Consider the following 20,853-nt stretch of genomic DNA (forward strand, 5'->3'; position numbering starts at 1 on the left):
CAATGATGTGAATCGAATATCGCGCGGTCAAGCGCTCGATGCATCGTGGCTCGCCGAATCCATCGCGCGCGCCGGACTGCCCTTTCCCGTCATTCTGCGTCCGCCGGCGTCACATGGCGGCAAAGGCGTCGTGCTCGCGCACACGCGCGCCGACATCGAGCGCAGCGAACTCACCCAAGCCGACACCGTCTACGCGACCGCGTTCTGCGACTATCGCTCGGCGGATGGCTACTTCCGCAAGTACCGCATGATCTTTGTCGATCGGAAGCCCTATCCCTACCACCTCGCGATTTCCGATCACTGGCTCGTCCATTACGTCACCGCGGACATGCTTCCGGCCCCCTGGAAACTCGAAGAAGAGCGTGCCTTCCTCAAGGATCCCGCCAAGGCGCTGGGCACCGATGCGCTCGCCACCCTCGAAAACATCGCGAAGCGGCTCGATCTCGATTACGCAGGGATCGATTTCTCTCTGATGCCCGATGGCCGCGTGCTCGTATTCGAATCCAACGCGACAATGCTCGTCCACCCTGAGCCTCATGCTAGTCCGCTCGCCTACAAAAACACTTACGTGGACGCGATTGTCGATGCCTTCGCGCAGCTCATCGAAAGCCGCCGTGCGCGGCATTGATCTCGGACTCGCACGACGCCACCGATAGACGCCAATCGCATTCGTCACGGACACATCGCTAGCCCGCCATCTCGCTTCGGTTGGTATTTGAGCTCGGGGTTGGGTTAGGCCCTAGGTCTAGGAATGCGCTTGCGCTTCGGCTAACGCCCGAGATTGAGCTTTAGCTCGGCTTTGGGCTTTAGGTCTACGCGTGCGTTTGTGCGTCGGTTAGCGTCTAGGTCTGGGCTGGATTTGCACTTGGGTTCGCGCTACGGTCAGTGACCAGGCCGGCCCCGGGGACTCGCATTGGATACCGCGCTTCGACTCACCCAGAGGTCGTACGCGACCTCCTCGCCTCAATTCCGGGCGCGCAATCCCCCGCCTCAATCCCTCGACATCCTCTAGCCGCGCCTTTTCCGTTCAACTATCGTTAGCGCGATGGCGTCGTCAAGCGATAAAGCCATGACGCAATCCGCACGCCCCGCCCCATACCGCTGCGGCACCGCAAAACCGAGACCGCCCTATCCACGAAACGAGATCGCCGCCTATGCTCCCGATGCCCCGCCTCCGTGCACCACGACACCGCGCCATCGCGCACGCATGCGCAACGCTCGCCTGCGCGCTCATCGGCACCTTCAGCACCTTCGGCATGGCGTCGCTCGCCCGCGCCTCGGCAACCCAGGCGCCCGCGGCCGTCAAGCCCGCCGCGCATCGCGCGGTCAAGGTCATGATCATCTCGATGTTCGCGCCCGAAGGACAGATCTGGATCGACCGCCTCAAACTCACGGAGAACACGCCGGTCCCCGGTCTCTCGCCCGATTACCCCGCCGTGCACTGCAATGCCTCTGACATCTGCCAGATCACGACCGGCATGGGACATGCAAATGCGGCCGCATCGATTGCCGCGCTGGTCTACTCGCATCAATTCGATCTCCGACGCACCTATTTTCTCGTCGCCGGCATCGCGGGTATCGATCCGCAACAAGGCACGCTCGGCACCGCGGCCTGGGCCCGCTATCTCGTCGACTTCGGCATCCAGTGGGAACTCGACGCACGCGAAGCGCCGCCCTCGTGGAAATCGGGCTTTCTCGGCATCAACACCCACAATCCCGACGAAAAGCCACCCCTCGATTACCGCACCGAAGTCTTCCATCTGAACGATCGCCTCGTCGACCGCGCGTATTCGCTGTCACGACACGTCTCGCTCGCGGACAGCCCCGAAGCTCAAGCCGCGCGCGCCCAGTACGCGAGCGCACCCGCGAATCAGCCGCCGTCGGTCGTGCAATGCGACACCCTTGCCGGCGACACATGGTGGTCAGGCAACCTCATCGGACAGCGCGCACGCGACTGGACCAAGCTGCTGACCGACGGCAAAGGCACCTACTGCACGACGCAACAAGAAGACAACGCGACATTCGAGGTGCTCAAGCGCGCCAACGCGGCGGGATGGGTCGATGTCGCGCGCGTCGCCGTCCTGCGCACGGGCTCGGATTTCGATCGCCCCCACGACGGTCAAAGCGATGTCGACAACCTGCTCAACTATCAGCAGCAAGGCGGCTTCGGACCCGCCGTCGAAAACCTTTACCGCGCCGGCTCGCCCTTGGTCGCCGAGATCACCACGCATTGGCCGCAATGGAAAAACGGCGTGCCCGGAGAATAAATCCGCCACGCGAAAACACGTGCCTTCGATCATCGGAGACACATGACACCTCGGCGGCACGCGTCTCGACGATCCGAGACCGCTCAAACAGGCGCCGTGCCCGCCGACTGCACCGCGGCGGCACGCTCCGTCACGACATGAGACGCCGTCTCGCCGACAGTCGACGCGGCCGGCCCGCCGGGAAACCGCAACTCGAAGCGAATCCGGTCCGCCCGCGGACACGAGACCTTCGCCGTGCCGCCATGCAAACCCATGATCGCGCGCACGATCGCAAGCCCCAGCCCGTTCGACTCCGTGAATTGACTCCGTGCCGCATCGCCTCGATAAAAGCGATCGAAAAGACGCGCGAGATACTCGGGCGCGATCGCGTCCGCGTCATTCTCGACCACGACCGTCGCGCCCTCGGCATCCTGCGATCCCGCGAGCCGGATCACCGTATCCTCGCGCGCATACCGGACCGCATTGACGACGAGATTATTGATCGCGCGCCGGCACATCATCGGCTGCGCCCACATGACACCCGACGCGTCGACCTCGAATCGCAGCCCGCGCTCGTCGGCCGGCCCCTCGAAGTAATCGGCGATCCGGCCGAGTTCGTCCGCAATCGGAATCTCCACGCGCTCGACCGCGAGCGTCGCATGATCCGCATGCGCGAGAAACAGTATGTTCTCGGCAATATTCTTGAGCCGGTTCAGCTCCTCGAGATTCGATTCGAGCACGGCCTGATATTCATCGACATCGCGCGTCTTGCCGAGCGTCACTTGCGTCGTGCCGATCAGCGCGCCGATCGGCGTGCGTATCTCATGCGCAAGATCGGCCGAGAACTGTTGCAAGCGCTGATACCCATCGGCGAGCCGATCGAGCATCGCATTGAACGATTGCGTCAGCAGTCTCAACTCGAGCGGTGCAGTCTCGACACTCAATCGCACGGCCAGATTCTTGGGCGTGATGTCCGACGCACGCGCGGCAATCTCGCGCACCGGCGACAATCCGCTGCGCACGAGCAGATAGCCGAGCACCGTCGACATCACGACCGCCGCGCCGATCGCGAGAAAGATCCGCGCGCGATACGTATCGAGCATCTGCTGCTCGTGATACATCGGATGCCCCGCGATGACCTCGACGACATCGCCGCCCTGATTCGTCTTCGCGGTCGCCGCGGCCCAGATGACCGGCGTGCCGTCGGGCAGCACGTCGTGCATGACATCCGCGCGCGTCAGCCCTTCGCCGACCGGCACGGCGACGAGCGTCTTCGGCACCGGAATGCCTGCCGGATTCACATGAATGAACGGCGCCTCTCCGGGTCGCCGGAACAGCAGCACGTCCTGCTCGGCGCCGAGCATCGTCTCGAACAGCATGGGTCGCTGTTCGAGCTGAGCGACCGTATATGCGTCGTCGATCAAATGACGATAGTGCTCGGCGCGCCCGGCGGCCTGCGTTACCGCATGATTCTCGACCGCGGCCCGCGCGGACTGATAGAGATAACAGCCGAGCAGACTCATGATCACGAGCGCGCTGAGGCTCACGAGCCACGTCGTGCGGGCCGTCAACGACAGCGAACGAAACAGCCGCACGAGATTCACGACCCGTCTCCGAACGTATAACCGATGCTGCGCACCGTATGAATCAGCTTCCTTTCAAAAGGCTGGTCGACTTTCGCGCGCAAGCGCTTGACCGCGACGTCGACGACATTCGTATCGCTGTCGAAATTCATGTCCCAGACTTCCGACGCGATCTGCGTGCGCGACAGCGCTTCGCCCTGCCGCTTGACGAGCAGATGCAACAACATGAATTCCTTGTTCGTCAGCGTGATGTCGATACCCTGACGCGTGACCTTGCGTCGCAGCACATCAAGCTTGAGATCCGCGAACTCGAAAAAATCGGCCTCGCGCACGACACCGCGACGCAACAGCGTACGCACGCGCAGCACAAGCTCCGTAAACGAAAACGGTTTGACGAGATAGTCGTCGGCGCCGAGTTCGAGTCCATGAATGCGGTCGTTCACGTGATCGCGCGCGGTCAGGAAAATGACGGGCAAATCGCGCTTCGCGCGCAGTGCGCGCATGACTTCCCACCCGTCGAGACCCGGCAACATCACGTCGAGAATCACGAGCTCGTACGGATGTTCGAGCGCCATATGCAAGCCATCGGTCCCCGTGCGCGCGAGATCGACCGCGTACCCGCTCTCCTTGAGACCCTTCTTCAGGTAGTCGCCGGTCTTGGGATCGTCTTCGATGACGAGGATGCTCATAAGGTCCGTCCGATGCGATGGCGTCAACAGTTTCAGCGGCCATTCTAGTCCGCGCGTCGCACGAAAAAGATGACTTTTTTGTCACCAACGCGTCATGCATGCGACGCCCGCGCACGCCTAATCTGCCGTCATCCCCGACTCATCGATGAGGCCCGCCATGCTGTCCGCCACCCTTGCTCGCGCACACCGATCGGCATCGCAAATCGCACGATTCGTACGCGCCGTACGACTCATGCGCGCGATCGCGCTGACCACCTTGCTGTGCGGCGTCAGCGCATTCGCGCATGCGCAAGGCACGATGGCCATGATGCGCATCCGCGGCACGCTCGTCGCGGTCTCGCCGACCAGCGTACGCGTGCAACCCAATATGGGCGAGCCTCTCGACGTGCGGCTCGAACAGGATACGCGCATCGCGCGGGTCGCACAGGCGGATCTGGCCGACATCAAGGCGGGCAGCTACGTCGGCACGGCCGCGGTGCCGCAGGATGACGGCACCTTGCGCGCGCTTGAAGTCCATGTATTCGACGAAAGCCTGCGCGGCGCCGGCGACGGTCATCGCCCCTGGGATCTCGGCGAAAACGGATCGATGACGAACGGCACCGTCGGCGACCTCGTCGTCAGTCAGGGCCGCACGATCACGGTCCGTTATCGCGGCGGCGAACAACGGATCGCCGTTCCGGCGGGCGTGCCCGTCGTGCGCATCGCGCCGGGCGATCGCACGCTGCTCGTGCCGGGCGCCCACGTGATGGTGTTCGCGCACCGCGGCAGCGACGGCGCATTGAGCGCACAGACGGTATCGGTCGGCGAACACGGGCTCGTGCCGCCGATGTAACGGCGCGCGCGTCCCGACAGAGGAACACGACTATGGCAACCCTTCTGGTGGTCGAATCCGATCCGACCTTCGGCGCGCCCCTCGCGCACGCGCTCACACGGCACGGTCATCGCGTGACGTGGCAGCAAGACGGCATCGAAGGCCGCGCGATGGCCCTGTCGGGCACGCACGAACTGATCGCGATCGGCCGCCTGAACCCCGGACTCGACAGTCTCGACATGCTCGATGCGATCCGCGCCGCGGCATTGCAGACGCCCGTCGCCCTGCTCGGCGACGACGATCTCGAACGCCGCATTCGTGCGCTGCGCGCCGGGGCGGACGACTATGTCGTCAAGCCGTTTCATACCGACGAAGTCATCGCGCGATTCGAGGTCGTGCTGCGCCGCAGGCCGGACGCGGCCTTCGCGTTACGCGAGACGACGCTGCGCGTCGGTCCGCTCGAACTCGATCTGCTGAATCGCACGATTCGCTGCGAGAACCGTATGGAGCCCTTGCAGCCGACCGAATTCCGGCTCATGGAGTACATGATGCGTCACGCCGGCCAGACGCTCACGCGCACGCGCTTGTTCGAAGCGGTATGGGGCTATCACTTCAATCCGGGCACGAACATCGTCGATGTCCACGTCGGCCAGTTGCGCAAGAAGATCAAGGGGCTCGTCGCGCATCCGCTGCTCAAGACCATACGCGGATCCGGCTACGCGTTCGGCTGAACGCGCACGACCGGCGCTTGGGTCAAGGACTGCATCATGTCGTATCGATCGATGTTTAACGTAGCTTCACGCGACGCCGTCCGCGACGGGGCGCTCAGCGACACCGCGCGGCTCGCGCAGACACAGCGCGATGCAGCGGGCCTCGTCGACGTTGCAGCACGCGTGCGACACGCACGTGGCGCCCTCCACGTGCGGCCGCCGCGCATCTGGACGTATGGCGCACTCGTGCTCGCCTTGACGTTTGGCGGGTTGCCCGACGCACACGCGTCGCAAGGCGCGGACGCGAGCGTCAGCGCGCCCGCGCCGCTGATCGATGAACCCGCCAACACCTCGCACACCGAAGTCGCCGTCCTCGCGGGCGGATGTTTCTGGGGCGTGCAAGGCGTGCTGTCGCATGTGCACGGCGTCACGCGCGTCGTGTCGGGCTATTCGGGCGGCAGTCGTTGGACCGCGCATTACGAACGCGTCAGCGACGGCGACACAGGTCACGCCGAAGCCGTCGAAGTGACCTTCGATCCCGCGCAAATCAGCTACGGTCGTTTGCTGCAGGTCTTCTTCTCGGTCGTGTTCGATCCGACGGCGCGCAACGCGCAAGGCGACGACGAAGGCACGCAATACCGGTCCGCGATCTTCGCGCGCGACGATACGCAGCGACGCATCGCGTCGGCGTACCTCGTGCAGCTCGAACGCGCGCACGTCTATCGCGCGCCGATCGCGACGGACATCGAACCCTATACGGGCTTCTACGCCGCCGAACCGTACCATCAGGACTACATGGCTCGGCACGCCGATTCGCCGTACATCGTCGCCAACGACGCGCCGAAACTCGACGCGCTGCGCGCGCGCTTCCCCGCGCTCTATCGCGAACCCACGCCGACCACGCATGTCGCAGCGCAATAGTCGATGTGCGCAGGGACCGCGAGTGACACGTCATCGAGGTTCGCAGACGCGGCCTCGCGTTACCATGCGCGCTTTTCCACGGGAGAAACGCGCATGACCGAAACCGAAGCACTCGCACTCGCGACGCATCGTCATTACAAAGGTGGCCTCTATCGGGTCATCGGCACGGCGAAGCATTCGGAAACGCTCGAACCGCTCGTCGTCTATGAACATCTATGGCCGCACGAGCGCGGTCTCTGGGTTCGGCCCGCGGACATGTTTCACGGCCGGCTCGAAGACGGCACGGTACGATTCCAGCCGCTTTAGCCGGAAGCCTTCGCAGCGCGGCCGCCGTCTTACCGATCATCACAAGAAGGCCCGTCGGCATACGCCGCCTAAGCAGGCACTTACCCACGCGGCCCGATCACCGACCGGTGCCCGACAGCGGTCGCTGGCAGCCGCGCGAGCCGGCGTTTGAACGCTTGAGATTGTCGGATCGTTACGTGGGGAATGCCACACACGCCCCCTTTGAATACGCGCATGATGGCGCATCGCATTCGCCGCCTCGTGTTCCCGCATCGTCTCTTGCGTGTGCACGACGAGGCGCATGCGCAAGGCAGCCGTGTCGCACCCGAGCCGGGCCGCACGCTTGCCTGCCGGATGACACGCCGCACGTACAAGCGGGCCAACACAGAGCCTTCGTGAGCCGTGTCGCAACGACATGATCGATTCGGGGAACGACGCTCATGATCTCTGACGCGAACGACCGCCATGCTGCAGGCCAGCAGCCTTGGGCGGACACGGCCGACGACGGCCATACACGGACGACCCTGACGCTGTTCTGCATGGCGAGCCTGCTCGCGTGCGTGTTCAGCGCGACGAGCGCGATCGAGCTCGGCGAGTCGACCCATCCCTTCACGTACGACAACGCCGGCCGCGAATTCTTCGGCCATATCGAACATCTGCGAGAAACGAGCGCGAATCCGGTCTCCGCATTCGCGCTCGTCGAATGTCGCGTTGCCGCGTGCCAATCGCTCGCGGGTCCCGTCGTGCGGCTCGTCGACCCCGCACGCAATGCACCGCGCTCGGCCTCGCCGCCGGCGCGCCGGGAAGATGACGACACGCCCCCCGTGCGAATCGAAACGCGCGCGACGGACTCGGACAGCGAAACGGCGGTCGAGATCGACGATGTCGCCTTGCCGCCGCTGCCTTTGCATCGCGGCAATGCGGCGGCGCAACGCGCGACGGAGACGACGAACGTCGTCCCGCTGCCGGCACGCTTACCGGGCAGCCGTTTGCCGCGCTACGTCGAAGTCATGACGCCCGGTCGAACGGTCCAGCGGATGGGAAAGGGATAGTGAAGCCGGGAGAATGACGCGGCCATAGGCACGCGGTCATCAGCACGCGGCGCATAAGCAGGCACGAAAAGCAGGCACGAGTAAGCAGACAGGGACTGCAAGGCGGGACAACGAGGCGGGCACGCCAAGACTGGCGCGGCAGGAGGGGCTCGAACCCCCGACCTACGGCTTAGAAGGCCGTTGCTCTATCCAGCTGAGCTACTGCCGCGTCGGTGCATCCGTTCGCATCGGCGAACCTCGTGACGCGCCCGGTGGATCGATAGTCTGACGGGCCGATGGACCCACAGACCGAACGACATCGAGCAACGCAACGAGTCCGCGATTTTACACGGAAGTCCATGACCGGCGAACCTGCGCGTCAGGGCCTGGGCGATCGCGGTCGAGCCCGCGATGCATCTCGCCCGACGAACCGCTCGCCCATGGACGGAGGCTTAACAAAAGCTCAATTAAACGCTCGATCAAACGCGCGATCGAATGCGCCCAGCTCGGACGCCCTCGACCGGGGTTGCGTGTCAGCCGGCGAGTTCGGGATGCAGGATGAACCAGCCGAGGCACAGCGCGCCCGCGATCAGACAGTAGACGCCGAACGTCGACAACCGGCCGCGCCCTTCGAAATACCGCATCAGAAACGTGATGCTCAGCAGCGCGGCAACGAAGGTCAGCGCGCCGCCGAGCAGCGCGTCCATCAGTTGCGCATGATCGTGAAGCAGCTTCGGCAGTTCGAGCACGCCCGCCGCAAGGATGATCGGCGTGCCGAGCAAGAACGAAAATTCCGCGGCCTTCTCCGCCGACAAACCGACGCGCGCGCCCGCGATCATCGTCAAACCGCTGCGCGAAAAGCCCGGGATCAACGCACCGATCTGCGCGATGCCGACGAGCGCGGCTTGCTTGAGCGTCAGCCGGCTCGGCGACGACAGCATGCGCGATGCCGTGCGTCGCTGGATCTTGTCGCCAAGCCAAAGCAGCACGCCGTTGGCGATCAGCGCGATCGCGACGATACGCATGTCGTGAAAGAGGTTTTCGATCTTCTTCTCGAACAGAAGCCCGATCAGGCCCGTCGGAATCGTGCCGACGATCAGCGCCCATGCCATATGGCCGTCCTCGCCGCCGCGCCCCGTGAACGAACCGAAGAAGCCGCGCACGATCGAGATCCAGCGTCGCGCAAAGTACAACAGCAGCGCGAGCGCGGTGCCGAGATGCAGCGCAACGAGGAACGGAATCAACTGCGGCGCGTGCTTGTCGAGATGCATGCCGAACAACGCCGGCACGAGCAAGGTGTGGCCCAGGCTGCTGACGGGGAAGAGTTCAGTCACGCCTTGCAGGACGCTCAGGAAAAGCAGGAATGCGAGTGTCACGCGAGAGTCCTCGTTTTCAGGAAGGGATCAATACAGACCGTCTGTCAACTCAAAAATAATGGGCCCGATGCGCATCGCAATCGGAATCCGGAGCCGAAGGTGGGCACGATTATGCCCGCCGTCACCCCACGCGCCAAGCGGGCCGCGCGCGGACCGTGCGGCGCGACGAACCGCGAAATGGAACGGCACGCCACGTTCGCGATTCCCGAGTTGTGGATGTGCTACAGCCCCAATATCTCCCGCACGCGGGGCACGACATTCACGGCACAATACGCGTCATCTTGTGGCAGGGGTCCTCCCGCCACGACGCTCCGGATTGGATCGAAGACGCTGCGTTCCCACATTGTGGTCACCGCGCGCATGAAGGTCGACTGCCGTATCGACCGCCGGTCCCGAGCGCATCAACGACAATGCTACGGGGAAGTTGCTAGCCCGCTCCAAAGAGAGCGGGCTTTTTTTTGCCCGCGTGTCCGCGCGCATGCGCGCTTACTCGCGTGTCTGTCCGCCACATTTGCGGCCCGCCGCCGCGCGCCCGATTCGCCGCGCGTGACACACGCGCCGCTCGACCCACGCAGCGCATCGTAAGGGCCGCGCCGCGTCGCGAGCGGACAGAATGTCGCCGCGCGCCGCCACGTCTTCGCGTCATCCCACCGTATCGCCGTGTCTGCGTGTGGCCACATCTCGCCCGTCAGCGGTTAGCTTCGGATGGCGCGTCGGCGATGGCGGCTACCCGCGAACGCCCGTTGCCGATGCCGGCGTGGGACGGAGTCGTGCGCCCACGCTCGGCGGGGCGCATCCGGTATCCTTGTCGGGCTTTTGTCGAGTCGACTTCATACCGGCGCACGCCTCTTACGGAACTCCTTCGCGATGACATTTCAGGGCCACGACATCCTCGAATTGACACTCGGCACGACGCGCCTGCGCGCCGCACCGCACATTGGCGGCAGACTGCTGACCTGGGAGGTCGGCGGTCGCGACGTGATCCATTGGCCCTCGGATGCGGACTGGTCGCGTCCGGCGAAGATTCGCGGCGGCAATCCGCTGCTGTTTCCGTTTCTCGGCCGGCACCGCGTCGATGGCGAAATCGGCCGCTGGCGCGACAGCGACGGCACGGTCTACGCGCTGCCCGCGCACGGCTTTGCACGCGACGCCGTATTCTCGGCGCAGATCGACGCGGCAAGCGCGACACCCAGCGTCACGATGACGCTGACCGACTCGGACGCGACGCGTGCGGTCTATCCGTTCGCCTTCGCATTCTCGGCGATCTACACGCTGATCTCCGCCGACACGCTCGAAGTCTCGCTCGTGACCGAGAACCGCGGCGCGACACCGCTGCCCTACTACGCGGGCCATCATTTCTATTTCGTGCTGCCGCATGCGCTGCGCGGCGAAACGACGATCGACCTGCCGCCGACCGTGCGCCGTTTTCATCAGGCCGACGGCGCGTTGAGCGCACCCGAGCCCGGCGACCGCACCTACCGACTCGACGACGCGCGCATCCAGGATCGCTTTCACGTCATCGATGCCGTGCCCGCGGCCGAGCGGATCGCCTACCTGCGCACGCCGTCGCTGGGCCGCACCGTCGAGTTCGACCTGCGTGCGTCGCCGGCGCCCTGGTACGCCGTCACGACCTGGACCGAGGACGACGCCTCCGACTTCTTCTGCGTCGAACCGTGGCTCGGCCTGCCCGATGCGATTCACAATGGCGCGGGCCTGCGCTGGATCGCGCCCGGCGCGACCGAAACGGCCACGCTGCGCTTGACCGCGCGCTTCACCGCGTAACGCCGTCTGCTCGCATCGGAGCGCGCGCTCGCGGACCGCGTCATCGATTCCCTCGTGAATCGGGCGAATCGTGCGTGTCGCGCATGTCGTACGTGTCGTACGTGTCGCATGGCGCCCGCTCGGGCGCGATGATTCGAGACAGCGGACGACCGGTAGAATCGTGTCTTTCGAATAACGTGGCCATCCATGCGGTGGCCGCTGTGCTGTCGACAATGAGAATAAAGGTCTTGCGGGGAATCGCATGCGTCTCGGCGCTCGCGATTGTGGGTCTGCTGGCGGCCTGCGGGTCGGCGCCCGTCGGCCCTGGGTATTACCGCGTCGAGCGCGGCGACACGCTGTCGCATATCGCCGAGCGCAACCATACGTCGGTGGCGGCCCTCTCACGCTGGAACAATCTGTCCGACCCGAACAATATCGATGTCGGCCAGGTGCTACGCGTGGCGCCGCCCGAGGGCGGCGCGCCCGTGCGCACGGCCGGCGTCGACTCAGGCAGCGCAAGCGCGCCGCCGCCGCGCGCCTCGACGCGTCCCGCACCCGCCACCTCGTCGGCGGGATCCGCGTCCACATACGCGCCGAAACCGCCGCCCGCGAGCGCACGGATCGCACTGATCTGGCCCGCGCGAGGGCCGATTGTCGGGACCTTCGGCGTCAACGGAAACAAAGGCATCGATATTGCTGGTTCGGACGGCACACCCGTCGTCGCGGCGGCGAACGGCACGGTCGTCTATGCGGGCGATCGGCTGCGCGGTTACGGCATGTTGTTGATCGTCAAGCACAACGCGGATTTTCTGACCGCCTATGCGCACAATCGCGCACTGCTGGTCCGTGAAGGCGATACGGTCAAACAAGGGCAGAAGATTGCCGAAATGGGCAATACGGACGCCGACCGCATGGAGCTGCATTTCGAGCTCCGCTATGCCGGCACGTCGATCGATCCGACGCGCTACCTGCCGCCCCGTTAGCCGTCGCGCGCCCGGTCGTGCGCGCGGCGCTCGCCGCTGCGACGCACCTTCTTGACGAACCGGCCCGGAGCGCGCTCGATGAAACGCATACACGCCCCCTCTAAGACTTTCCGCGAGACTTCCTTTCAGTGTCCCTTTGAGTCCCCCGTCGAGGTTCGCTTTGCGGCTCGCTTCAAGACTCGCTTTCAGACTGGCTGCAAGACGCGCTTTCAGACACGCCTCAGCGCGTTGCGTCGTTCCGACCCGCATGTCGATACAGACACCCGCGCGCGGGCCCGCTTCGATCCGCGCTTATCCGACGCCGCGCATCATGTGCGCTCGCACCCGTGCGTACGCGCGGCGCTCGCGCTATGCGCGGCGCTCTGCGTCGGCGGCCTGACCGGCGGCTGCAGTACCGACTCGATGCAACGCACCTATCTGCCGAGCGGCGACATCGGCTTCACGATCAATTGCAGCGGCGACACCTCGGGCTCGACCTGGGCGCAGTGCTACAAGAAAGCCGGCGAAGCGTGCGGCGCCTATGGCTACGACGTCATTTCGAAGGACGGCGACACGGGCGCGACCGCGGGCGGATCGCTCGGCGGCGTGCTGTCGGAGAACGTCAAGACGCGCTCGCTCGTCATCAAGTGCAAGCAATGAAAGCCGCGCGTCGGCGCGCGATGCGGACGCGGCCCTTACGCACCTGAAAGGCACGCGGGCTTCCGTGTCCTTTACGTGGAGTTCAAGCGGACTCCAAGCGGACACGCAGCGGACATTCAGCGGACTTGGCGCCAGCTTCAAGTCCGGTTCAGTTCGGCCTCAGTTCGGTCTTAAGCCGGCTTTAAGCGACGCCCGTTACCGTACGGCACGCTTGAAATTGCCGCGCGCGTCCCGATATGGGCATCCAGTCGTTGAAATAGCTGTTCCGTGACCGGCATCCAGGTCATGCGCGCGGTCGTAACCGGACGACACAAGTTCGCAACATCTTGTAGCCTGCGCGTCAAAACGCTCGGGCATCATGGCGACTCTGAAACGGAAGCACGCTTTTGTAAGAGGTCTATGATCATGCCGCGTTTGCTGAGCCCACACGAACTCGCCACTCTGCTGATCCTGCTCCACTCGCCGGCGCAGGTCGCCAATACAAATCCGAATCTCGAGGCCTTGCGCGCCGAGCGCCTCATCGAAGCCGTCAGCATGACCGCACCGAGTCCGTCCTCCGAGTATCGGCTGACCGAGCAAGGCAACGCCGTGCTGCGGCGCCTCGGCGTAGCCTGACGCAGACTGCGTCAGGCGCGCGTGCCTCGCGGCCTGAGTTCGCTTTAGCCGCCTGAGCCGCTTCAGCCGCCGATACGCAACGCCGCGACCTGATTGCGGCCCTGCCGCTTCGCGGCATACAACGCGGCATCGGCCTCGTTGATCAACATCTCGTAGTGCGTGAACGCGCCGCGAACCACGGACACCCCGAGGCTCGCCGTGGTCCACAGACGCACGTCGCCGTTCTCGATCGGATCTTCCGAAATCGCCCGCCGCACCTGCTCGGCGACGACCATCGCCTCGTCGAGACCCAAGTCCGGCAAAAGCACCGCGAATTCCTCTCCGCCGTACCGCGCGAAGATATGCGAAGGCGGCAACACCTCAGGCAGACGCGCCGCGATTTCGCGCAGCACCATATCGCCCGCGAGATGGCCGTTTTCGTCGTTGATGCGCTTGAAGTGATCGATATCGAACATCAGCAACGCGAGACGCTGATGCGGGACCGGCGGCGCGTCGTCCGCGATCTGTGCGCGTTCCGGTAACGTTTGCGTCGCCGACGGCGACTCGTCCGATACCGCACGCGCGCCGTCCTCGTTCGCCTCGGCGCGCGAATCCGCGCCATGCCGCAGCCACTGATCGAACTCGACGCTCAACCGCTCTTCGAAATAACGGCGGTTGTAGATGCCCGTGAGCCCGTCGCGATCGGCGTTCGCGCGCACAAGCTTGAGCGCGGCCTCGCGCTCGCGCTGCAGAATGCTGAACTCGGTGACGTCCGCGAGCGTCACGCACACGGCCACGACCTGGCCGTCCTCGACGAGCGGCATGAACGTGCAGTCCTGCTGCATATACCCGTTGCTGCCCGACAGCGGCCGGTCATGACGAAACTTGAACAGAAACGGCCGCTGTTCCCACGAGCTGAACGCATAGTTGCCGAGCACGAACACGCTGTCGAACTTGCGCTTGAGCCAGCCGTGCGGCAAATCGGGAAAGCATGTCCAGAGATTGCGGCCCACGACGTCCGCGAGAGAACGGCCGCTGTAGTCCTGCATGAAGCGATTCCACATCAGCAGATTGAAATCGCGATCGACGGCGAAGATTCCGAAACCGACGCGCTCGACAACCAGTTCCGATAAAGCCCGGGACAAATCCTTCATATGCTCGCCAGCAAGTCGTCCAGCGCGACGCGCAGCCGGACAATCGATTCATCGGCCGTCAACGTCACGAGGTGCGCGCGAAAACTGCGGCCTTCGAGCGCGAAGTTGACTTCGAGCAGCAGCGCGGCGCTCCAGTGCAGCGTATCGGGCTGCACGACCGCTTCGAGCGGAATATTGCGGCCGATGAGCCGCGGCGCCGAATACGTGAGCGCGCAATTGAGCTGCTCGAACACCGACGCGAGACATGCGCCGATCAGGATATTCGCGGCCTCGTAGGCCACCTCGGTTTCGTCGTTCTCGTCCTCGTCGGAAAAGGCCGCCGCGATCTCGCGGATGCCGTCGCCGTCGAAAATCACCACGGCTTCGCCGTTGATATCGGATTTGAACCCTTGCCGGACGGCCGTCACCGTCCCCGTGAACGACGTCATGTCTTCGAGCGCGGAGAGCAGCTCCGCACGCTCGATCACGCGGATACGCGGCACGGACAGCGCAACGAACGCATTGAGCAAGCGCGCGAGGCGCGCGCCGGCCTGCCCCATGCCGACATTGGCAACTTCCTGCAGCGCGTCGCGCTGTTCCTCGGTGAACGCGCAGTCAACCATAGATTCCGTATTCCTTCAGGACCGGCAACAGCTTCTCGCGGGTCACGGGCTTCTGGATAAAGGCCATCGCACCCGCTGCCTTCGCACGCTCCTGGGCTTCGGTCTGCACATCGGCGGACACCACGATGACGAACGTATTGAGCTCTTCCTGCTTGAGCACATCAAGCACCTCATACCCGTTCATGCCAGGCATCGTCAGGTCGAGAAACATGACCGACGCATGGCCGTCGCGGTACTGTGCGAGCGCCTCGACGCCGTTCGACGCATAGAAGACCTCGACGTCCCAATCTTCAGGAAGCGCCTTGGTCAACACCTTACGCGCGAGCGCGGAATCATCGACGACGAGGATCGGAAGAGCCATGGAGTCTAAGCGATACGGGACCGGACGGACGTGCACTCAGAAGATAACGGCACGCCATCCCAAAACTTTTGCCCCGAACCCGCATTTTTTTCAATTTTCCGAATGATGAAATTCACTCGAAAACGTGACATGCGTCGCATTATAGGGATTTCATTATCGACTTACGGAATTCGCGTCGATGACGGCGTATTGCCGCAACAATCGGCAATCATGCCGGCACGCCGCCGCGCGCGGCCGATCCCCCGCGCGCAGGCCGCGCCACGCGCCGAACGACCCGCCGCCTCACGCGCACGGTACGATATGCGTGCTGTGCGTCAGACCCTTGCCGTTCCCCTCGTTCGATTCGCAACCACGGAGTGATCATCAATGGCGTCCCCGTCGACGGACAAACTGCCCGCCTGGACCTGGATCCTGCCTGTCCTTGCCATCGTCGTGCTGGTCCTCAAGCAATTCGGCCCGATCAACGCCGTAGGCATTGCGCTCGCGGTCATCTTTCTCGGCGCGGCGGTCTTCTCGGCCGTGCATCACGCCGAGGTCATCGCGCATCGCGTCGGCGAGCCGTTCGGCACGCTCGTGCTGGCGGTCGCGGTCACGATTATCGAGGTCGCGCTGATTGTGTCGGTCATGCTGACGAGCGGGCCCGAGAAAGCCGCGCTCGCGCGCGATACCGTGTTCGCCGCGATCATGCTCGTCTGCAACGGCATGGTCGGCCTCTGTCTGCTCGTGGGCGGCATCCGGCATCGCGAACAAGGGTTCCAGCTCCAGGGCGCGAGCGCCGCGCTCGCGGTCCTCGCCTCGCTTGCCGTCCTCACGCTCGTGCTGCCCAACTACACGAGCACGGTGCCGGGCCCGTACCTGTCGCCGTCGCAACTCATTTTCGCGGGCGTCGTGTCGTTGATCCTCTACGGCACCTTCGTCTTTGTGCAGACGATCCGGCATCGGCATTACTTCCTTGTCGAGAACGTCGCAGCGCCCGGGTTCGAAGCCGCCGCGCCGAAGCCCGGCATGAAAGTCACGATCGCGAGCAGCGTGTTCCTGCTCGTCGCGTTGATCGCAGTCGTCGGTCTCGCGAAGACGCTGTCGCCGTCGATCGAGCATGCGGTGCGCACGATGGGCATGCCGGCCGCGGTCGTCGGTATCGTGATCGCGGCGCTCGTGCTGTTGCCCGAGGGTACGGCGGCGCTGCGCTCGGCGCGCGCGGACCGGCTTCAGACAAGCCTCAACCTCGCGCTCGGTTCGGCGCTCGCGAGCATCGGCTTGACGATCCCGACCGTCGCGTTCCTGTTCGTCGGGATCGACAAGCCGCTGATGCTCGGGCTCGATCCGAAGGAAACCGTGATGCTCGCGCTCACGCTGTTCACGGGCGTCATCACACTCGGGACTGGCCGGACGACGGTGCTCCAGGGCGTCGTGCATCTCGTGCTCTTCCTCGTCTTCCTGTTCCTGACGATTGTTCAGTAGCGGCGACGGCGGCCGGCCCCTGAACGAAGCGCACGAGCGCCTCGGCCGGCAACGCTTTCGAGAACAGCCAGCCTTGCGCATAGCGCGCGCCGCGCTCGATCAGATAGCGCGCCTGGTCCTCGCGTTCGACGCCTTCGGCGACGACGCCGAGTCCCAGCGCGCGCCCGATCTCGATGATGTGCGGCGCCACGCTGCTCGACACAGCCTCGTAGCCGATCGTGTCGACGAACGATTTATCGATCTTGAGCACGTCGACGGGCAACGTCTGCAAGTACGAGAGACTCGAATAGCCCGTACCGAAGTCGTCGATATAGATCGGATGGCCCGCTTCGCGAAAGGCCTTGAGGACTTCGCGCGCCGCATCGGCGTCAATGAAGCCGCGCTCGGTCGCCTCGATCCGGATCTGCGCGGCGCGGATTTCGGTCCGTCCGAGCGTGCGCGTGAGCACGTCGAGGAAACGGCGTGAGGTCAGGTCCTCGGCGCTGACGTTGATCGACACATAGAAGTCGCGATGCGCCTCGAGGAAATCGCCGAGCTCGCGCACGATGCGTTCGAGCACGCGATCGGTCAGCGCCCGAATCAGTCCGTTGTGTTCGGCCGCGACGATAAACACGTCGGGCGCGATGGCCGCGCCGTGCAGATGCCAGCGCGCGAGCGCTTCGGCGCCGACGCATGCGCGCGTTTCGAGATCGACGATCGGCTGGTAGGCGACGCCGATCTCATCACGACGGATCGCGCGCCGCAGCTCGCCGTCGAGCGACAGCCGCGCACGGAACACGCGAATGATGAGCCACGCGAGCGTGGCGCCGACCGCGAGACTCGCGATGAGCCATCCCCAGACGTTGTTGCGCCAGACGACAAGCAACTGCGACTTGGGCTCGCTGACGACGACCGCGATCGGCAGCACGCGCGAGCGCCGGATCACATAGAACCGGTCCGATCCCGGCACCACGCCGCCGCTGTCGAACGCGGCTTGCAGGCGCTCGGGGTTCGCGACCGCGTTCCAGGCGACCAGATGCGGCGGGGTCGTCACGAACACGCCGATGCCGCGGTCGTAGTCGTCGATCGCATCGACAAGCACGTCGGGATCGAGCTCGACATAGAAATGGTCGTACCCGAGCACGAGCGTGCGGCGCGTCGACGCCGCCTGGCTCAGGCGCGGCATCTTGAACCAGCCGACGATGCCGTGGTCGCCGCGCCAGTCGGGCGGCGACACCTGAGGCGCGCTGCCCGACAAGACGCCGACGAGCGACGAGCACAGCCATCGGCCGTCGTCGGCGAACACCCCGGCGTCCTGGACGAAGCGATTTTCGAGCGCGAGGTCGCGCAGATGGTCGAGATGCTTGGGCGTACAGCGCTCGCCCTTCCATTGATCGAGTTCACGCAGCACGCCGTAGAGATTCGACGCCACCGTATCGGCGCGCTTGAGTGCATAATCGGCGCGCACGCCGAGCTTCGCGTACTCGCTTCTCTCGGACGTGCGCTGCGCGACGAACACGCCGAGGCCCAAGGGTCCGAGCACGACGATCAGCACGAGCACGGCGGCCAGCAGAATCAGCAGGTTGCGTTTCGCTTTTGCGGGCATGAGGTCGGTATCCCTTGTTTCCCCTCGGGCGCTTCACCCGATACGCCGTGACGCGAAGGCGTCATGACGTCACGGCGTGCCGTCGCGCGAGCTGGAATCTTCATGACGGACGCCTTCCGACAGACAACGATCGCCGATTGCGATACCGTTTCGCCTGCCCTCGGGTTCGTCGAACCCTGCCTCGTCTCGCGACGGGCTCCCTTTATGACCGGAGTTTTCTGATATGCGCACGACCCGACGACTGCTCATCGGTATCGTGCTTGCAAGCCTGAGCTGCGCGAGCTTCGCCTTCGACGCGACCACGCACCTCACGAATGTCCCGCTGACCGAGCAGGATGTCGGCAGTCTGCTCACACGCGGACTGAGCAAGCAATTCGACACCGTGTTCCCCGAACACGACTACGGCATTCGCGTGACCGCGTTTTCGCGCGACATCGGCAACCAGCAGGAAGCCGTCTATCTGTCGCTCGAGCTGGCGCGGCGCTTGCCGGATGGACATTATCTTAGTCCTCATGCGAGCGACTCGACGATCGTCACACAAGGTTCCGGACTATCCCTCGCGCAAAAGCGGGCAAATCTGGTCGCGGCGTTGACGACGCTGACGGCCGAATTCGACAAGGCCATGCTCGCGCGCCGCGCGACCGTCAAATAGCACGCGGCGGATCGCCGCGCCCGTGCGATCGATCTCCACACGGCGCGGCACGAACAACCGCCTCCAACGAACGCGTGCTTCAAATCTGAAACGTTTTTGCCCTTCACCTTGTGTGCGAGACAAGCGAGGCAAGTCCTTGAATTGGCTTGATCTACACGCCCACGCGCGGATCGCGCGAACGATTTCATCAAGCGCCCCCCTGTGCGCCTCTGAAACAAATTGAAATCTGCTTAATACACTCGTTTTTTTTGCGTAAATTGCGAATTAAATTATTTTTTCGTCGATTCATGGACTTATAAGCGATTTCCCGATTTCTGGCGTTTTCTATGCAGGAGAGAACGGCTGGTTGGTGCCCAATCCGACCGCAACGAGCCGTCTTTTCACGGGAGATCTCGACCATGACTCGAACATTAATGGCAACGGCCATTTGTTTGGCCTTCGGCTTCAGCGCGCCCGCGCTGGCCGACAGTAGCAGCACGAACAGCGGCTTGTTGGGGTCGGCAAGCACCTCGACGTCGCAAGGCGGGGGCGGCAATTCGGCCGCCGACAATTCTTCCGCCTCATCCGACAACTCCAATCAAAACAACGACAGCAGCGCAGGCGACGACCGCGGCAACTCGGGCGACGCCTATGCGGCCTCGTATGGTTCCGCCGCCAACAATGGCGGCTACGCGAGCAGCTCGGTCGCGGATTCGTTCAATACCAATAAAGCACTGGCTCTAAGCAAGCTCGACGGCACCGTCTCGAATATCTACGTCTCGGGCATCGGCAACAACGCCGGCATCTGGGGTAATGCGAACGGCGGCAGCGGCGGCAAGGGCGGCGCAGGCTATGGCGGCGACGGCTATGGCGGCGACGGCGGCGCGGGTGGCGCCGGTGGCGCGGGCGGTTCCGGCGGTTCGGCCAACAACGGCTCCGCCAGCAACGGCAATTCGTCGAACGGCGACGCCACGAACGGCAGCGCGACGGCCGGCACGGGCGGCACCGGCGGATACGCGCTCTCGACGGGCGGCACCGGCGGCGCGGGCGGCAAAGGCGGTGGCGGCGGCTCGGGTTCGACGGGTAGCGACGGCGGCGCAGGCGGCTCCGGCGGCAAGGGCGGCCTCGCCGGCGGCGCGACCGGAAGCGGCGCGGGCGCGGGCTCGACGTCGGGCGCAACGGGCGGCGGCGCAAGCGGCTCCGGCGGCGGCACCTCGGCGAGTACCGGCATGAACACCGGCAACTCGTCGATCGGCGCCGGCACGGGCGGCGCCAGCTCCGGCACCGGCGGTGCGGGTTCGGCCGGCACGGCGACGAGCACGGGCGGCAACGGCACGGCGACAGCCGGCACAGGCGGCGCGGGCGGCGGCGGCGGTGCCGGCGGTGCGGGCGGCGCAGGCGGTGCGGGCGGCACCGGCGGCATGGGCGGC

Annotated in this window: 21 protein-coding genes and 1 tRNA gene; 14 read left to right on the forward strand and 8 right to left on the reverse strand. The window is 64.8% G+C overall.

Annotated features, from left to right (window positions below):
* The first annotated feature begins 130 nt into the window (after positions 1–130).
* Positions 131–628, forward strand: a complete 498-nt coding sequence (locus tag D7S86_RS28460) for an ATP-grasp domain-containing protein (RefSeq protein WP_205962906.1) — start codon at positions 131–133, stop codon at positions 626–628.
* A 628-nt stretch (positions 629–1,256) separates the two neighbouring features.
* Positions 1,257–2,267, forward strand: a complete 1,011-nt coding sequence (locus D7S86_RS28465) for a purine-nucleoside phosphorylase (RefSeq protein ID WP_121091522.1) — start codon at positions 1,257–1,259, stop codon at positions 2,265–2,267.
* 83 nt (positions 2,268–2,350) lie between these two features.
* Here the strand turns inward: D7S86_RS28465 and D7S86_RS28470 are convergent, their stop codons facing one another.
* Positions 2,351–3,841 carry a heavy metal sensor histidine kinase gene (locus D7S86_RS28470; RefSeq protein WP_121091523.1) on the reverse strand — a complete coding sequence of 497 codons (1,491 nt, stop codon included), beginning with the start codon at positions 3,839–3,841 and terminating at the stop codon, positions 2,351–2,353.
* 5 nt (positions 3,842–3,846) lie between these two features.
* On the reverse strand, positions 3,847–4,518 hold the full coding sequence (locus D7S86_RS28475) for a heavy metal response regulator transcription factor (RefSeq protein WP_121091507.1): 672 nt from the start codon (positions 4,516–4,518) through the stop codon (positions 3,847–3,849).
* 232 nt (positions 4,519–4,750) lie between these two features.
* Between D7S86_RS28475 and D7S86_RS28480 the strand changes: the two genes are divergently transcribed.
* The 5 genes from D7S86_RS28480 (at position 4,751) to D7S86_RS28500 (ending at position 8,297) form a co-directional block, all read left to right on the forward strand.
* Positions 4,751–5,350 (forward strand): DUF5666 domain-containing protein, encoded by a 600-nt coding sequence (locus D7S86_RS28480; protein ID WP_121091508.1) that lies wholly within the window; start codon positions 4,751–4,753, stop codon positions 5,348–5,350.
* A 32-nt stretch (positions 5,351–5,382) separates the two neighbouring features.
* Positions 5,383–6,060, forward strand: coding sequence for a response regulator transcription factor (locus D7S86_RS28485; protein ID WP_121091509.1), 678 nt, complete (start codon positions 5,383–5,385; stop codon positions 6,058–6,060).
* A gap of 36 nt (positions 6,061–6,096) precedes the next feature.
* A complete protein-coding gene (msrA, locus tag D7S86_RS28490) occupies positions 6,097–6,960 on the forward strand; it encodes a peptide-methionine (S)-S-oxide reductase MsrA (protein ID WP_240648451.1) in 864 nt (287 codons plus the stop codon).
* A 93-nt stretch (positions 6,961–7,053) separates the two neighbouring features.
* Positions 7,054–7,266 carry a DUF1653 domain-containing protein gene (locus D7S86_RS28495; RefSeq protein WP_121091511.1) on the forward strand — a complete coding sequence of 71 codons (213 nt, stop codon included), beginning with the start codon at positions 7,054–7,056 and terminating at the stop codon, positions 7,264–7,266.
* 419 nt (positions 7,267–7,685) lie between these two features.
* Complete coding sequence (locus tag D7S86_RS28500; RefSeq protein ID WP_121091512.1) at positions 7,686–8,297, forward strand: hypothetical protein; 612 nt, start codon at positions 7,686–7,688, stop codon at positions 8,295–8,297.
* 131 nt (positions 8,298–8,428) lie between these two features.
* On the opposite strand, the gene D7S86_RS28505 is transcribed toward D7S86_RS28500, so the two are convergent.
* Together D7S86_RS28505 and D7S86_RS28510 are read right to left on the reverse strand one after the other, a co-directional pair.
* Positions 8,429–8,505, reverse strand: a tRNA-Arg gene (locus D7S86_RS28505).
* Positions 8,506–8,809: 304 nt separating this feature from the next.
* Positions 8,810–9,652 carry an undecaprenyl-diphosphate phosphatase gene (locus D7S86_RS28510; protein ID WP_121091513.1) on the reverse strand — a complete coding sequence of 281 codons (843 nt, stop codon included), beginning with the start codon at positions 9,650–9,652 and terminating at the stop codon, positions 8,810–8,812.
* Between the two features lie 867 nt (positions 9,653–10,519).
* Here D7S86_RS28510 and D7S86_RS28515 point away from each other — a divergent pair.
* The 4 genes from D7S86_RS28515 to D7S86_RS28530 all read left to right on the forward strand — a co-directional run bounded on the left by D7S86_RS28515 (position 10,520) and on the right by D7S86_RS28530 (position 13,650).
* Positions 10,520–11,434: an aldose epimerase family protein gene (locus D7S86_RS28515; protein WP_121091514.1), complete on the forward strand. Its 915-nt coding sequence runs from the start codon at positions 10,520–10,522 to the stop codon at positions 11,432–11,434.
* 212 nt (positions 11,435–11,646) lie between these two features.
* The gene (locus D7S86_RS28520; protein ID WP_121091524.1) at positions 11,647–12,396 is read left to right on the forward strand and encodes a peptidoglycan DD-metalloendopeptidase family protein; all 750 of its coding nucleotides are present in this window, start codon (positions 11,647–11,649) and stop codon (positions 12,394–12,396) included.
* A gap of 312 nt (positions 12,397–12,708) precedes the next feature.
* Positions 12,709–13,035, forward strand: coding sequence for a hypothetical protein (locus D7S86_RS28525; RefSeq protein WP_121091525.1), 327 nt, complete (start codon positions 12,709–12,711; stop codon positions 13,033–13,035).
* 405 nt (positions 13,036–13,440) lie between these two features.
* Positions 13,441–13,650, forward strand: a complete 210-nt coding sequence (locus tag D7S86_RS28530; protein WP_240648452.1) for a hypothetical protein — start codon at positions 13,441–13,443, stop codon at positions 13,648–13,650.
* A 62-nt stretch (positions 13,651–13,712) separates the two neighbouring features.
* On the opposite strand, the gene D7S86_RS28535 is transcribed toward D7S86_RS28530, so the two are convergent.
* From D7S86_RS28535 to D7S86_RS28545, 3 genes are read right to left on the reverse strand one after another with little or no spacing between them, the layout of a single operon-like run.
* The gene (locus tag D7S86_RS28535; RefSeq protein WP_121091516.1) at positions 13,713–14,783 is read right to left on the reverse strand and encodes a sensor domain-containing diguanylate cyclase; all 1,071 of its coding nucleotides are present in this window, start codon (positions 14,781–14,783) and stop codon (positions 13,713–13,715) included.
* Entirely contained in the window at positions 14,780–15,385 is a 606-nt protein-coding gene (locus D7S86_RS28540) for a chemotaxis protein (RefSeq protein ID WP_121091517.1), read from the reverse strand. Before D7S86_RS28540 ends, D7S86_RS28535 begins: the two co-directional genes overlap by 4 nt.
* Positions 15,378–15,746, reverse strand: coding sequence for a response regulator (locus D7S86_RS28545; protein WP_121091518.1), 369 nt, complete (start codon positions 15,744–15,746; stop codon positions 15,378–15,380). The genes D7S86_RS28540 and D7S86_RS28545 overlap by 8 nt, the downstream gene beginning before the upstream one ends.
* A 366-nt stretch (positions 15,747–16,112) precedes the next feature.
* Between D7S86_RS28545 and D7S86_RS28550 the strand changes: the two genes are divergently transcribed.
* Positions 16,113–17,207: a calcium:cation antiporter gene (locus tag D7S86_RS28550; protein WP_121091519.1), complete on the forward strand. Its 1,095-nt coding sequence runs from the start codon at positions 16,113–16,115 to the stop codon at positions 17,205–17,207.
* Here D7S86_RS28550 and D7S86_RS28555 read toward each other — a convergent pair.
* The gene (locus tag D7S86_RS28555) at positions 17,116–18,792 is read right to left on the reverse strand and encodes an EAL domain-containing protein (protein ID WP_121091520.1); all 1,677 of its coding nucleotides are present in this window, start codon (positions 18,790–18,792) and stop codon (positions 17,116–17,118) included. The genes D7S86_RS28550 and D7S86_RS28555 overlap by 92 nt on opposite strands.
* Positions 18,793–19,015: 223 nt before the next feature.
* Between D7S86_RS28555 and D7S86_RS28560 the strand changes: the two genes are divergently transcribed.
* Both D7S86_RS28560 and D7S86_RS29715 read left to right on the forward strand, forming a co-directional pair.
* Positions 19,016–19,444, forward strand: coding sequence for a hypothetical protein (locus tag D7S86_RS28560; RefSeq protein WP_121091521.1), 429 nt, complete (start codon positions 19,016–19,018; stop codon positions 19,442–19,444).
* 413 nt (positions 19,445–19,857) lie between these two features.
* Positions 19,858–20,853: hypothetical protein (locus tag D7S86_RS29715; RefSeq protein WP_158602121.1), on the forward strand; the 996-nt coding region annotated here is incomplete at its 3' end.

The sequence above is a fragment of the Pararobbsia silviterrae genome, assembly GCF_003628125.1.
In the GTDB taxonomy this organism is placed as follows: domain Bacteria; phylum Pseudomonadota; class Gammaproteobacteria; order Burkholderiales; family Burkholderiaceae; genus Pararobbsia; species Pararobbsia silviterrae.

Bases quoted from the DNA above. Each gene is read 5' to 3' on its own strand.
- D7S86_RS28465 (WP_121091522.1), top strand. From the start codon at position 1,257: ATGGCGTCGCTCGCCCGCGCCTCGGCAACCCAGGCGCCCGCGGCCGTC.
- D7S86_RS28475 (WP_121091507.1), bottom strand. From the start codon at position 4,518: ATGAGCATCCTCGTCATCGAAGACGATCCCAAGACCGGCGACTACCTG.
- D7S86_RS28480 (WP_121091508.1), top strand. From the start codon at position 4,751: ATGCGCGCGATCGCGCTGACCACCTTGCTGTGCGGCGTCAGCGCATTC.
- D7S86_RS28485 (WP_121091509.1), top strand. From the start codon at position 5,383: ATGGCAACCCTTCTGGTGGTCGAATCCGATCCGACCTTCGGCGCGCCC.
- msrA (WP_240648451.1), top strand. From the start codon at position 6,097: ATGTCGTATCGATCGATGTTTAACGTAGCTTCACGCGACGCCGTCCGC.
- D7S86_RS28495 (WP_121091511.1), top strand. From the start codon at position 7,054: ATGACCGAAACCGAAGCACTCGCACTCGCGACGCATCGTCATTACAAA.
- D7S86_RS28500 (WP_121091512.1), top strand. From the start codon at position 7,686: ATGATCTCTGACGCGAACGACCGCCATGCTGCAGGCCAGCAGCCTTGG.
- D7S86_RS28515 (WP_121091514.1), top strand. From the start codon at position 10,520: ATGACATTTCAGGGCCACGACATCCTCGAATTGACACTCGGCACGACG.
- D7S86_RS28520 (WP_121091524.1), top strand. From the start codon at position 11,647: ATGAGAATAAAGGTCTTGCGGGGAATCGCATGCGTCTCGGCGCTCGCG.
- D7S86_RS28530 (WP_240648452.1), top strand. From the start codon at position 13,441: ATGCCGCGTTTGCTGAGCCCACACGAACTCGCCACTCTGCTGATCCTG.
- D7S86_RS28535 (WP_121091516.1), bottom strand. From the start codon at position 14,783: ATGAAGGATTTGTCCCGGGCTTTATCGGAACTGGTTGTCGAGCGCGTC.
- D7S86_RS28540 (WP_121091517.1), bottom strand. From the start codon at position 15,385: ATGGTTGACTGCGCGTTCACCGAGGAACAGCGCGACGCGCTGCAGGAA.
- D7S86_RS28545 (WP_121091518.1), bottom strand. From the start codon at position 15,746: ATGGCTCTTCCGATCCTCGTCGTCGATGATTCCGCGCTCGCGCGTAAG.
- D7S86_RS28550 (WP_121091519.1), top strand. From the start codon at position 16,113: ATGGCGTCCCCGTCGACGGACAAACTGCCCGCCTGGACCTGGATCCTG.
- D7S86_RS28555 (WP_121091520.1), bottom strand. From the start codon at position 18,792: ATGCCCGCAAAAGCGAAACGCAACCTGCTGATTCTGCTGGCCGCCGTG.
- D7S86_RS28560 (WP_121091521.1), top strand. From the start codon at position 19,016: ATGCGCACGACCCGACGACTGCTCATCGGTATCGTGCTTGCAAGCCTG.